The sequence below is a fragment of the Marinifilum sp. JC120 genome (assembly GCA_004923195.1).
Classification (GTDB): domain Bacteria; phylum Desulfobacterota; class Desulfovibrionia; order Desulfovibrionales; family Desulfovibrionaceae; genus Maridesulfovibrio.
The window spans coordinates 1-12,412 of sequence record RDSB01000010.1 but is presented as its reverse complement, the minus strand read 5'-3'; the positions used below and the strand labels follow the sequence as shown (position 1 = coordinate 12,412).

General features: G+C 46.7%; 11 protein-coding genes. 2 read left to right on the top strand and 9 right to left on the bottom strand.

What is annotated here, in order from left to right; all coding sequences use genetic code 11:
• Positions 1-14: 14 nt before the first annotated feature.
• The 7 genes from D0S45_10955 to D0S45_10925 form a co-directional block, all read right to left on the bottom strand.
• Positions 15-662 (bottom strand): DUF1641 domain-containing protein, encoded by a 648-nt coding sequence (locus tag D0S45_10955; GenBank protein TIH15185.1) that lies wholly within the window; start codon positions 660-662, stop codon positions 15-17.
• A gap of 3 nt (positions 663-665) precedes the next feature.
• A complete protein-coding gene (locus tag D0S45_10950) occupies positions 666-1,916 on the bottom strand; it encodes an NAD(P)/FAD-dependent oxidoreductase (protein ID TIH15184.1) in 1,251 nt (416 codons plus the stop codon).
• A 199-nt stretch (positions 1,917-2,115) separates the two neighbouring features.
• Complete coding sequence (locus D0S45_10945; protein ID TIH15183.1) at positions 2,116-3,015, bottom strand: DMT family transporter; 900 nt, start codon at positions 3,013-3,015, stop codon at positions 2,116-2,118.
• Between the two features lie 173 nt (positions 3,016-3,188).
• Positions 3,189-3,446 (bottom strand): hypothetical protein, encoded by a 258-nt coding sequence (locus D0S45_10940; GenBank protein TIH15182.1) that lies wholly within the window; start codon positions 3,444-3,446, stop codon positions 3,189-3,191.
• Between the two features lie 93 nt (positions 3,447-3,539).
• Positions 3,540-4,052, bottom strand: coding sequence for a DUF615 domain-containing protein (locus D0S45_10935; GenBank protein ID TIH15181.1), 513 nt, complete (start codon positions 4,050-4,052; stop codon positions 3,540-3,542).
• Between the two features lie 283 nt (positions 4,053-4,335).
• Positions 4,336-5,217 carry an EamA family transporter gene (locus tag D0S45_10930; GenBank protein ID TIH15180.1) on the bottom strand — a complete coding sequence of 294 codons (882 nt, stop codon included), beginning with the start codon at positions 5,215-5,217 and terminating at the stop codon, positions 4,336-4,338.
• 1 nt (position 5,218) lies between these two features.
• Positions 5,219-5,656, bottom strand: a complete 438-nt coding sequence (locus D0S45_10925; protein TIH15179.1) for a C_GCAxxG_C_C family protein — start codon at positions 5,654-5,656, stop codon at positions 5,219-5,221.
• A 579-nt stretch (positions 5,657-6,235) separates the two neighbouring features.
• On the opposite strand from D0S45_10925, the gene D0S45_10920 reads away from it, so the two are divergent.
• Both D0S45_10920 and D0S45_10915 read left to right on the top strand, forming a co-directional pair.
• Positions 6,236-6,718, top strand: coding sequence for an Lrp/AsnC family transcriptional regulator (locus tag D0S45_10920; GenBank protein TIH15352.1), 483 nt, complete (start codon positions 6,236-6,238; stop codon positions 6,716-6,718).
• Positions 6,719-6,853: 135 nt separating this feature from the next.
• Complete coding sequence (locus D0S45_10915; GenBank protein ID TIH15178.1) at positions 6,854-9,877, top strand: aldehyde dehydrogenase family protein; 3,024 nt, start codon at positions 6,854-6,856, stop codon at positions 9,875-9,877.
• Between the two features lie 70 nt (positions 9,878-9,947).
• On the opposite strand, the gene D0S45_10910 is transcribed toward D0S45_10915, so the two are convergent.
• Positions 9,948-11,930, bottom strand: coding sequence for a methyl-accepting chemotaxis protein (locus D0S45_10910; GenBank protein TIH15177.1), 1,983 nt, complete (start codon positions 11,928-11,930; stop codon positions 9,948-9,950).
• On the bottom strand, positions 11,931-12,242 hold the full coding sequence (locus D0S45_10905) for a hypothetical protein (GenBank protein ID TIH15176.1): 312 nt from the start codon (positions 12,240-12,242) through the stop codon (positions 11,931-11,933).
• Positions 12,243-12,412: the final 170 nt, after the last annotated feature.

Genomic DNA, 12,412 nt, shown 5'->3' with positions numbered 1-12,412 from the left:
CCGCCGGAGGCAAATCATTTTTCAGGAGCCATGGCTTTGGTCAGGCGCAGAAGTACGGCGAGACCTTTTTTGACGTCTTCATCGCCCAGCGAGCGTAGCAGATCGGTGAAACCTACTGCTTCTACATCGCAATTGCCGATCTTGCAGGGGATAGAGGCCATGTGTTCAATGAAGCGTACGGCTTCGGGGCTACCCAGCTTCTGGACTGCACCGAGCATATTGACCATGGTTTCAGCCATTTCTTCCAATTCTTCCTTGGAATATGTTTCAGCCACTTTTTCAAGTGTACCGCCCCCGATGCGCAAGAGGTCGAATACACCCTTTCGTTCCAGTTCATCCAGCCGGGCGATGTAGTAAGGGACGGTGATTTTCATCAGTGGCTCAGCCGTATCCACGAAGTCTATGGCGTTTTTGAGCTGATTGAGGGCATAGTTCAGGTTCTTGATGTTGCGCAACATGTTCTTACCCAGCCCGGTCAGGTCTGAGAGTTGAAAATCGCTGTCGATGTCGGCCAACTCAATGATTACATGACGGACCATCTCGTTTACACGGGGAGTGAGTTCCTCCTTGAGTTCGTTCATGGATCGGGCGGATTCAGCCATGGGGGTGACAAGGGATTCCAATCTTTCAAGGCGTTCGAGGATTTCATCTTCTTTTTTCATTGGCTACCCCTCTGCTTCTTGTTCAATGTAGCGGCGCACCTTGCCTGCGAGATTCATTTCAGGTTCAAGCGGGAGTTCATGCCCCTTCATCATTAGGTTCCAGTAAACCCAGCGGAACATCATCTTACCCCAGTAGTTGCCCAGCGATTCCTTGAGCAGGTCAAATGGTCCCATTCCGGGAAACGGAAACATGCCGGGGAGTGGCTCGACTTTGTAATTGAAATCAAGCAGCACAGCTTTTTCAAATCCTGAAGCTAGAAAACAGGTGGCATGCCCATCAAATGTCGGCTTGGCATCATACCCGTCAATTTCGCGGAGAATATTGCTTACAACAGTGGTGGACTGGTAATGGGCAGTGGAACCGGCCTTGGAAGCGGGAACGTTTGTGGCATCGCCGATGACGAATACGCGATCCATATCTTCAGCTTTCAAAGTATAATTGTCGGTCTGCATGAAACCCATGGGGTCGCCCATACTGGAGTCAGTGATGCACTTGTCGCCGAGGTTGGGCGGGATGGATACCAGTAGATCGTAATCAACTCTCTTGCTGTCCGCAGATTCAATGAATCTTTCCTTTGCATTGACGCTATCAAGCGCGAACTGGGTGGTGACTTTGATGTTCTTTTTGTCAGCCAGTGCTGAAAGAGCTTTGGTGGCAACCGGTTTGGTAAAAACACCGTCCAGCGGGGTGACCAGTTCGATTTCAACTTGATCGCGCACTCCGCTTACAGTGAAAAACCAATCGGCCAGGAAAACGAATTCAAGGGGAGCGATGGGGCATTTGTAGGGAACATCGGCAATGTTGAGTACTATTTTGCCGGAAGAGAAATATTTTAATTCTTTGCGTAGGGCCTGTGCACCGCCAAGTGAATAGAAATCAAATACGGATTTGCGCCAACCGTCCATCATACCGTCCACCTCAGATGGATCGATGCGTGCCCCGGAAGCAACCACAAGCCAGTCGTAATCGTAACTGGTTTTGAGTGTTTCCACTTTGCGGTTTTGGGTATTTATCTTGGTGACAGTGTCGAGAACAAATTCCACACCTTCGGGGATGAATTCTCGTTTCGGCTTGAGGACATCCTTTTTATTATAGATCCCAAAAGGGATAAATAGGTATCCGGGTTGGTAATGATGTTTTTCATCCCGGTCGAGGATGGTTATTTCGAATTCTTCTTCATCCAGTTCTTTGCGTAACAGGTTTGCAACCATGGTTCCGCCTGCCCCGGCACCGACAATAACGATTCTCCGCATGTGTATATCCCTCTGTGTTAAAATATTTCGAGATACGAGCAGTCGCACCTCTCCCATCAAAACAGAATAGAGACCTGCTAAAATTTTAACACAGTAGGGAATTTGAGACTATATTTTAATGAAACACATAGGTGGATTGTAAGTGTTTATTATGACGTATTTTTTTTGGTGTGAAATTGCGGTTGTGCTGGGTTGCAGATCAGGATTTAGCTTTACCGCTTTTTTTATCCTGACTCAAAATGACTCCGCCCATGACCAGTGCTGCTGCGATGAACTGCATGGAAGTGAAGGTTTCGTCGAGAATCAGCCAGCCGAGGAAGAGAGTGCATACCGGAATCAGATTTACGTAGGCAGTTGTCTGGTTGGCTGGAAGCTTGGACATTCCGAAGTTGTACAGTCCGTAGCCACCGATGGTGACGCATATTCCTAAATAGATGATGCTTCCTGCTGCCAACGGATTAAAAATCGTGGGGATGGTGGTGGAAGGCAGGGCCAAGAGCGGCAGATAGAATATGGCTCCCATAAAGGCCTGAAATGCAGTCAGAAAAAGAGCGGAGTAATGCGCGGTCATCTTTTTCAGCACGGTCATGTATCCAACCGCGCAGCACATGGCCAGAAATTCAAGGAAATTACCGAGTGCGGGATTGGGCGCGCTTTCCGTAGACTCAGAAGAAAGAGAAAGCCATATTCCGCCACATACAGCTAGGGCGAATCCGGTCAGTGTTCTGCGGCTGAGTTCTTCATTAAGGATGAATCGCGCGGACACAGCCATAAGCAGCGGCAGGGTGGCGCAGATCATCCCGGCCTGTGAGGCGGAGGTCATGGTCAGGGCCTGACTTTCAAATACGAAGTACATACACGGTTCGCAAAAGGCCATGAATACCAGAAATTTTAGATCGCCTTTGCGGATGGGTTGTCTTTTGAAATTGGGAATGAAAAACAGAAAACAGAGCGAGGCCAGCATCATTCTGCCGAAGATCACAAAAGTAGGATCATAGACCGCCATGGCTATTTTCAGCGCAACGAAGGAACTGGACCAGAGAAGCACTGCGACAAGCAGGGCAACAACCGCAACATATTGTGATTGGAGAAAAGACATAGGGACCCTCGCGGGAAAGATATTATCGATTTGGGAATCCTGAGATAGAAGTTGTGATTTGCTTTGTCAATGTTATGTTATTTTTGAAAATAGCCAAATGAGTGCTTTAAAATGTAAAAACCCCGCAGGCAGGAGCTTGCGGGGCTTTGAATTATTGTGGTTACAGCTTTAAGCTATCTTGTCCACGCAAGGAGGTTGAACGGTGTGTATTTGTTATCGGGGTTCTCCGCGTAGCGGCAACCGAGGTTGGAATCCTCACGCTTGTTGGTGATATCACATTCTGAGCCTACGTAGTGCGGGCATTTGTTGTTGTTGCAGACAACAATAACACCCCAGCCGGATTCAGGAGGCGCGATCCAGGGGCTGAGTTCTTCTCCGCAATGGGGGCAGGTTCTTTCTTCCAGTTCAACGCCGTCATAAATATAAGTCACAGTATCTCTCCTTGATTGTTTCTTGAAAAATTAAGTGTGAATTAATTCACAACGTATGTAAAGTAAGACTGTATTTTCAGGAGTCAAGTCCGTTTATTCAGTTAGTTCGCGTAAAGTTTTGAAAAGAGCACGTGCAGACTTGGGAGGCTTGGATTTGTCTTTTTCTTTTCTGGCATTGCGGGCCAACTGGGAGATCCGCTGGCGGTCAGCCTGCGGATGCTGTTCCATAATCTCATCAAGCGCGGAAAAATCACCGTCAATCAATCTGGTGCGCCACAGCTCGAGGGCGTGGAATTTCATGTTGTCGGCTCTATTTCCGGTCTCGATATCTTTAAGAAAATTAACAAGCGGCTGGGTATCGATGTCGCGGATGAGTTTGCCGATGTACTGTACTTTGCGGCGTTTAGCTTCATGGGCTTTGATCGACATGGCATCCAGCACTTCTTCAATGAAGTAGTCCGGCAGGCCGCATTTTTTGACCAGTTCAGGACTGAGAGTCATGAGCTTTTCGGCCAGTTTTTGCAGTTCGACCATTTCGCGTTTTTTCTGCGATCTACTGGGAGCGGAAAGTTCATCGTCGTTATATAAATCTTCTGTTTCGTACATATTTCATGCCTCCGGCGGCTCTCCGAGGGCCAAAGAAACTTTTTGGAAAAAGTTTCTTTGGACTCTTCAAAAACTTTTGATAGGGCTTCGCCTCTGATTTTGTCAGATTTTGCTATTGCTAGAAAAGCTGCTAACTTATTAAATAGTTATGATAAAAAATAAATTTTGTTATTACAAATAAAAGGTTTTGGGATTCTTAAACCCTTTTGCAAAAGGATTTAAGGCCCCGGCAGGGTCCCCGAAGGGCAGCCGAAGGCAATCTTCCATGTTTTTTTAAACAAGTCTAGTTTCGGTTAGTCAGCCAGACTCCGAATATAGTCAGTGCCCCGCCGATGACCAGAAAAAGATCCACGGGTTCGTCCAGTATTATTGCCCCAAGTGCGACTGCTGTGACAGGCACGAGGTTGATGAAAATTCCGGTCTTGGACGGTCCTATCTCCTGCATTGCTTCAAAATACCAGCTGAACCCAAGGCTTGTTCCGAGCAGGGCCAGATAGATTATGCAGCTGTAATCCACAAAAGATGCGCTGATCACCTCAGACAGCAGACCGTGATACAGGGCAGGACCTAATAGCATAGCTGTTCCGAAAAGGCAGCACCAGTAGACCATCTCAATGGGATGAATTTTTTTCATGACCGGTTTCCCTGCCAATGAATAAGCGGCCCAGCTTATAACGCAACCGATAATACAGAGATCGCCGAAGCTTGTTCCTTCTGTAATGATTGATATGGGGTTGCCGTGACCGATAATGGTGCTAACCCCGGTCAGGGCCAGTACGAATCCTGCAATTTTCCACGCTGTGAATTTTTCTTTAAAGATAAGGGCTGAGCCAAGGGCGATAAAAGTCGGCGTGGCCGCAATAATAAGTGCCGCCCTGCCTGCGGTAACAGTCTGCAATCCGCTGAAAAAGAGAATATTATACAGGAAGACCCCGGTCAGTCCGAGAAAAGCCAGCGGGAGAATATCTTCTCTGGTGCAGCTGGGTCTTTTGCCTGTGGCCCGGCAGGTGAGGAAGAACATGAAAATGCTCGCAAAGAAAAAGCGTAGGAATGCTGCTGAGTACGGGGTTAGGTCTCCTGCAAGGATTCTTCCGGCGATCCATGTGCCGCCCCAGAAGATTACAGAGCCGATAAGTTTCAGATAGAGTAGTGCGCGTGATGACATGTTATTCTTGGTTGCGTAGTAGTTTAATTGTGAAGTTTGTTATGTCTTCAACAATAGGTAAGCATTTTTGAAGTTTAAGATCGTTGTTGCGAAATTTTGTTTGGCCTTGTGGGGTGGATAAATCGCAATTTGTGATTGTGTAACAATTGATGGATTCATTACGCTCATTGAAATAGTCCGTCAATTCTTGAACTAGGCTGTAACAATAGTCGAATTCTTGTTCTGGTGAACTGCGGCCATGAATAATGTTTATCGCCAGAATGGCTCCTTGCAGCGCGCCACATGTCCCTTTGGTTCTCGAGGTTCCTGAACAGAATCCTGTGGCTATTGCCGGAATGCAGGGGCTGGTTAGGGACATTGCCTCGGTTGTCGCCAGCAGCACACTTTCAGCGCATAAATATCCATTATTAAAATACTGGCATGCTTTATTTCCATCCATGAGACACTCCTGCAAGAAAAGTTCTATGTTGATTTGTGCTTAGTTATTGCGGGCCGTTATTGCGTATTCGTTGGGTTTGACGTGTTTTGATTGTTTTATGCAGTGTAAAAATAGATGTTAATTGTGGAATCCGAAGAATGTTCGGAAGGCTTGCTTTGTTCTGCCTTATTACATAATATACGAACTTAATTCGTCAAGCTTCGCTTGGTTTCAAATTACTCTCCGACTTTTTGTATTGCAGTTCTCTGCATTTCCGAAACCAAACCTCTTTATTAATTCATTTCTGCCTTATGTCACTGTTATGTGCTGTGCAGTGTTGTTTGTTGTGGGTGTTTTTCACAAAAGTGTATGTTGCTTGATGAATTATCTTATGTTTGATTGATCGATTAATCAATTGAAATGCGGTGTAAAATGTATGTTTTAATGTGCAGCAGTCGATAATTCAGGTATACAAGGAGATGTGTAGAAAATTATTCGTTTATACAGTTGTTTTGCTTAACTTTTGATGCTTAGGAACATGTTGTTGTGTTATTTTTTCTTGACAAAACCTCTAAAATTGAATTTTATTCTAAAAGACAAATGAATAAGAGAAAGATTGACGAAACTGATCGTAGAATTCTGACAATACTTCAGAATAGTGGCCGGGTCTCCAATGCTGATATCGCAAGAAAAGTCGGCATGGCTCCTTCAGCAGTACTTGAGCGTGTCCGTAAATTGGAACGTAAAGGTGTGCTTACAGGATATGAGGCTATTGTTGACCCCAAGGCTGTCGGGCGTTCCCTTACTGCCTTTATCTTTGTGAATGTGAACGAAGGGGTCGGCGCAACTTCTACTGGTGAAGAGCTTACCCGTGTTCCCGGAGTGCTTGAAGTGCACTACTGTGCAGGACGGGACAGCTATCTCATCAAGGTTCGCTGTGAGGACACCGACGGGCTGGCAATTATGCTGGGACAGATCGGAAGGATTGAAACCGTCAGGGACACCAACTCAACCATCGTATTAAACACCATCAAGGAGTCTCGGGCAATTCCTCTGGAAGAGGAAGAAGATTACGAATCATAGCAGACTGTAAGATATCCCGTATGCAGGCTCGGCAGTGTGAGCCTGTAGCTTCCTGTTAATTCGGGTCGGAGTGATTTTTAATCGGTCTGCAAATATGATTTTGAAGAACCATTAAAAATCTCAGGAGAGTCAGGTATGAATGCAGAAGTCTCCACTCTGGACAGCAAAGTAATCGAACGCGGAAAGCAGTTTTTTGATTCCATTTCCGGTGAAGCGCCTTCAGTCTTTAATAAGGGCTGGTGGACTGGTAAGGTTATGGACTGGTCCATGAAAAATGAAGATTTCAAGGTCCAGATGTTTCGCTTTGTTGACGTTTTGCCATACCTGAATACTTCCGAGTCCCTTTCAAGGCATATTGAAGAGTATTTCGCAGGGGATGACAGTAATATTCCCGATGTCCTCAAATGGGGTGCCACCAAGACTGGATTCGGCGGTGGCCTTGTAGCCAAGGTTTTGAACAAGACCATCCGTTCAAACATTGAAGGTATGGCCCGTCAGTTCATTATCGGCCAGAAATCCAAGGAAGCGGTTAAAGGTATCCGCAAACTGCGCAAGGACGGTTTTGCCTTTGTTCTCGACCTGCTCGGTGAAGCTACCGTTTCTCATGAGGAAGCCGCAGCCTATCGTGACGGTTATCTGGAAGTCCTTGATGCCATTGAAAAAGAATACAAGAAATGGGATGCCCTTGATGCTTCCGGTGACCTTGACTGGGGACATGCTCCCAAGATCAACGTTGCTGTTAAGCCTTCCGCATTTTATTCCCAGTCCAAGCCTGTAGATCTTGAAGGTACTGTGCAGGGTATGATGGATGCCATCGAACCTGTATTCAAGAAGATCATGGACATGAACGGTTTCATGTGTATCGACATGGAAGCCCTCAAATATAAAGAACCTACCGTTGAAATGTATAAGCGGTTCAGGAAAAAATATCCTGATTACCCGCATCTCGGAATCGTTTTTCAGGCCTACCTGCGCAGCGTTGATGATGACGTTTCCGGCCTGCTCGATTGGGCACGCGAAGAGAAACTGCCTATCTCCATCCGTCTGGTAAAGGGTGCTTACTGGGATTACGAAACCGTACTCGCCAAGCAGAACGACTGGCCTGTTCCGGTCTGGACCCATAAGCCTGAATCGGACATGGCTTTTGAGCGTGTTTCTAAAATGATTCTTGAGAACCACGACATTTGTCACTATGCCTGTGCATCCCACAACATCCGCTCCATCTCTTCTGTAATGGAAGTTGCTAACGAGTTGAACGTTCCTGAAGAAAGATACGAATTTCAGGTTCTTTACGGTATGGCTGAACCTGTTCGTAAGGGTCTACGGAACGTTGCAAAGCGCGTCCGTCTCTACTGCCCTTACGGTGATCTTATTCCCGGCATGGCTTACCTTGTTCGCCGATTGCTGGAAAACACCGCTAACGAATCCTTCCTCAAACAGACTTTTGCTGATGAGGCCGATGTAAGCCGTCTGCTGGAAAATCCGGAGATCACACTTAAGCGTGAACTGGAAGCTAAACCGGCCAAGAAAACAGATGAATCTTCTGAAGGTGAACTGGCCCGATTCAATAACTACCCGCCCGCAGATTTTACCATCAAGGAAGAGCGTGCAGGTTTCCCCGCAGCCATGGCTAAAATCCGTCAGGATTTCGGTAAGCGTTATCCGCTCTACATCGGCGGACAGGATGTTGTTACCGAGGATACTCTTGATTCCTACAATCCGGCTGAGCCTTCCGAAATTATCGGCTCCGTGTGTCAGGCCGGAACAACTGAAGTCGATAAGGCTGTAGCCACCGCCAAGGAAGCTTACCTTGATTGGCGTGATGTGGAACCTAAAGAACGCGCTCAGTACCTGCTCAAGGCTTCCCAGTACCTTAAGGATAACATGTATGAGCTTTGCGCAATGCAGGTCCTTGAAGTGGGCAAACAGTGGGATCAGGCTCAGGGTGATGTTGCCGAGGCCATTGACTTCCTCGAATACTATGCCCGCGAAATGATTCGACACGGCAGTCCCAAGCGTATGGGGAATGCACCGGGCGAATATTCACAGTATTTTTATCAGGGTAAGGGCGTTGCCGCAGTTATCGCACCGTGGAACTTCCCGCTGGCAATCAGTGTAGGTATGGTTTCCGCCGCCATTGTTGCGGGGTGTCCGGTTGTCTATAAACCTGCCGGAATAGCTTCCGCTGTCGGTTACGGCATAGTTGAAATGTTCAAGGCAGCAGGTCTGCCGGAAGGCGTGTTTAACTACTGCCCCGGTCGCGGTTCTGTTATGGGTGACCATCTGGTTGACCATCCCGATGTTTCAGTAATTGCTTTTACCGGATCAATGGAAGTTGGCTTGCGCATTCAAGAACGCGCTGCCACGGTTCACCCCGGTCAGGAGCAGTGCAAGAAGGTTATTGCTGAGATGGGCGGTAAGAACGGTATTATCATTGATGACGATGCCGACCTCGATGAAGCCGTACTCGGTGTGCTTTATGCGGCCTTCGGCTTTCAGGGCCAGAAATGTTCAGCATGTTCCCGCGTCATTGTCCTTGATTCCATTTATGACCGCTTTATCCATCGGCTTAAGGAAGCAGCAGCATCCATCAAGCTCGGACCTGCTGAAGATCCTACTAATTACATGGGACCGGTTGTCGATAAGGCAGCGCAGAAGAATGTGCTCGAATACTGTAAAATTGCTGAAGAAGAAGGCAACGTTGTTATCAAGCATGAAGCTCCTGCCGAGTACCGCGATAAAGGCGGTTGCTACACCCCGTTGCTGGTAGTGGACGGTATCACCAAGGAGCACCGCATTGCTCAGGAAGAAGTCTTCGGACCTGTTCTTTCCATCATGCGGGCCAAGGATTTTGACGAAGCCCTTGATATTGCCAACTCCACCAGATTCGCTCTTACCGGCGCGGTTTATTCCAGAAGCCCCAAAAATCTTGAAAAGGCTTCCCGCGAATTCAGGGTCGGTAACCTTTACTTGAACAAGCCCAGCGTTGGTGCTCTGGTTGAACGCCACGCATTTGGCGGATTCAAAATGTCCGGCGTCGGTTCCAAGGCCGGTGGTCCCGATTATTTGCTCCAGTTTATGGACCCGCGCCTTGTCTGTGAAAACACAATGCGTCGCGGTTTCGCTCCCATCTCCGAGGATGATGATTGGGTAGCATAGATTACGATTCGAAATACTAGGTAAAAGACAAGGGCCGCAATATCTTTCATGATATTGCGGTCCTTTATGTTTAGCTGCTCTTGCAACTGTTAAGTTTGCTGGTCAGTCCTTTGAGGTTTGAAGCTAGTCCAGTGAGGTTGTTAATAGCTGCGAAAGAGTGGGCGACTCTAGTTGATGTCTCGTTGGAGACGTTGTTTATTTCCATGCTAGAAGAGTTTATTTGTTCACATGCTGCTGATTGCTGCTCGGTAGCGGCTGCGATAAATTGAACTTCTCCTGCGGATTCGGCAACAATATGGACAATCTCCTGTAGTGATTGGCCTGCATCTTTTGCCTGATTGAAGCATTCTGTCACGGCGTATTCAGTATCATTCATGATAGTCAAGCTGGCTTCGGTTCCGCTTCTGATACCGGATATGGCTTCCCCGACCTCTTGCGTCGCATGCATTGTTTTTTCCGCAAGTTTACGGACTTCATCGGCAACAACGGCAAAACCGCGTCCGGCTTCGCCCGCGCGGGCTGCTTCAATTGCAGCGTTCAATGCCAATAGGTTGGTCTGGTCTGCAATATCTGAGATTACTCCCATGATCGTTCCTATTGATTCCGCCTGATGGCTGTACTCAGCCAATGCTTTCTTAAGGTTCTGGGTCTGGAACTTGACCCGGTCGGTGGAGTCTACAACGTGGCTTACCAACTGGAATCCTTCTTTTGCCCTGCGGCTGGCTTCATCTGTTTCTTGGGAGGCTTGAGAAGCTTTATTGGCAACGTCCGTTATGGATCCGTTCATCTGTTGTACTGCTACGGCACTTTCATCCGTTCTTCGGCGTTGAGTGTCCGCTCCTTTTTTAATTTCTTCCGCTTCGGAAGCAAGATTGTGCGCTACTACATGAAGCTCTTCAGTAATCACGTCCGCTTCTTGAGAAATTGAAGACATTGTTTCGAGTAGGGCGGCTGTGTGTTCTCGTTCTGAATTGGCTTCATGCATAGCTTTATTTGCCTTCCGGGTCTGCATTTCTGCTTCAAGGCTTTTATTGTGTGCTTCGTCCATGCTTTGTTTCAGTTTGACGATCATCTGAGCCATGGTTGCCCGGAGGGATTCGAGTTCCCCGTTCAATTTGATTTTTTCACAGGCATCAAAGCTGCCTTCGCTGACACAGTTGGCGCATGTTTCAAGGGCTTTTAACGGAGATGTTATGGATCGAATGATCGTGGCTATGGAGCTGAGGAGGATAAGTATAGTTAAAATTTCAATTGCGATGGTCGTTTGGGTGATGATTTTGCTTCGTGATTTAAGCATCATTTCTGCTTCTGAGGCCATTTTTTCAAGAAGCGGTTCCATGGTCCGCACTGACTTGATGAATGATTGCTTATTGTTTTCTATTTCTTGGGAAAGTTGGGCATAGTTTGTGACAAGTTGTAGGTATAATTCCAGTTGTTCTTCAAGGGCCGCTATTTGTTTGGTGGTGAGGGCCGAATCTCTGACAGATTGAGTGAATTCATCTATGCTTTTATTAACTTTTTCAAGATGGGTGTTGTCTTGATACAGGATGTAGTTTTTTTCATGCCTACGAACTCTCAGCAGGACTGACTCAAGACTCGAATCATAGTTCATACATAATTTTTCAACATTACGTATAGTTGTTCGAAGTTGACCTTGGACCCCAGAGTCAGGAGATAATCCAATTGTTTCTTGGCCTTTTACTACCTTGCTGAAGGCTTGCATATAGCCGGATACAGCCGCCAAACCTTTCTCAGAGTATGTGCCTAATTTTGTGTCTTTTAAGCTGTTAAGCTTGTTTCTCATTGTTTTAGAATTGATTTCGACAAGCTCAATGTATTTTGGATTTTTCCTGATGATGAAGTTTTTTTCGGCCCTACGTGCCTGCAACATGGCAATTTCAGTTTCCGCAGCTTGTTTTTCAATCAGGCTTGCCTCTTTCATAAGTTTTTCACCAATGAAATCGACAGTAAAAATTATTACGAACCCAGCTGTTGCCAGCATACCAATTATCCAGAGTTTTGCTTTGATAGTCATGTCTGTCTCCTTTCGCATTTATGCGAAGTTTGCAGGTGACATTATTATAGTTACTATTAATATGCAACTCCAACATGCGATTTTTATTGGATTATTTGTTTGAGGTTTCGGGGTGTTTTGAGCCGGGGTGTGGGGTGTTTCGTCTCGTTTTTTGTCTTTCGGTGCATGAAATTGCCTCTGCACAGGAAAGTTTATGTGTGATGCTGGCAAGCAACAAAAAAGGACCGCAATATCTTTCATGATATTGCGGTCCTTTTTCTTATGCGGCACAATGTCAAGCACCCCGTCAAATCTATCTTCAAGTCTTTTTAGGCCGTAGTCGTCCCTCACCTAATGGTGTAACTATTGATATTCCTTTTCTTATTCGTGCTCTGAGGCACCAAGTACCGATTCGGTACCAAGTCAATTATGGATCGCCATTTTTTGTCCGTTGTCTAAGCAACCAAAAGGCCCCCGCGATCCGTTATGCTGTTGCCCGTGGCAAACTTAATCGCCAGAGC

Excerpts from the sequence above, each read along its gene's own strand:
- D0S45_10955 (TIH15185.1), bottom strand. The coding sequence starts at position 662 with ATGAAAAAAGAAGATGAAATCCTCGAACGCCTTGAAAGATTGGAATCC.
- D0S45_10950 (TIH15184.1), bottom strand. The coding sequence starts at position 1,916 with ATGCGGAGAATCGTTATTGTCGGTGCCGGGGCAGGCGGAACCATGGTT.
- D0S45_10945 (TIH15183.1), bottom strand. The coding sequence starts at position 3,015 with ATGTCTTTTCTCCAATCACAATATGTTGCGGTTGTTGCCCTGCTTGTC.
- D0S45_10935 (TIH15181.1), bottom strand. The coding sequence starts at position 4,052 with ATGTACGAAACAGAAGATTTATATAACGACGATGAACTTTCCGCTCCC.
- D0S45_10930 (TIH15180.1), bottom strand. The coding sequence starts at position 5,217 with ATGTCATCACGCGCACTACTCTATCTGAAACTTATCGGCTCTGTAATC.
- D0S45_10925 (TIH15179.1), bottom strand. The coding sequence starts at position 5,656 with ATGGATGGAAATAAAGCATGCCAGTATTTTAATAATGGATATTTATGC.
- D0S45_10920 (TIH15352.1), top strand. The coding sequence starts at position 6,236 with ATGAATAAGAGAAAGATTGACGAAACTGATCGTAGAATTCTGACAATA.
- D0S45_10915 (TIH15178.1), top strand. The coding sequence starts at position 6,854 with ATGAATGCAGAAGTCTCCACTCTGGACAGCAAAGTAATCGAACGCGGA.
- D0S45_10910 (TIH15177.1), bottom strand. The coding sequence starts at position 11,930 with ATGCGAAAGGAGACAGACATGACTATCAAAGCAAAACTCTGGATAATT.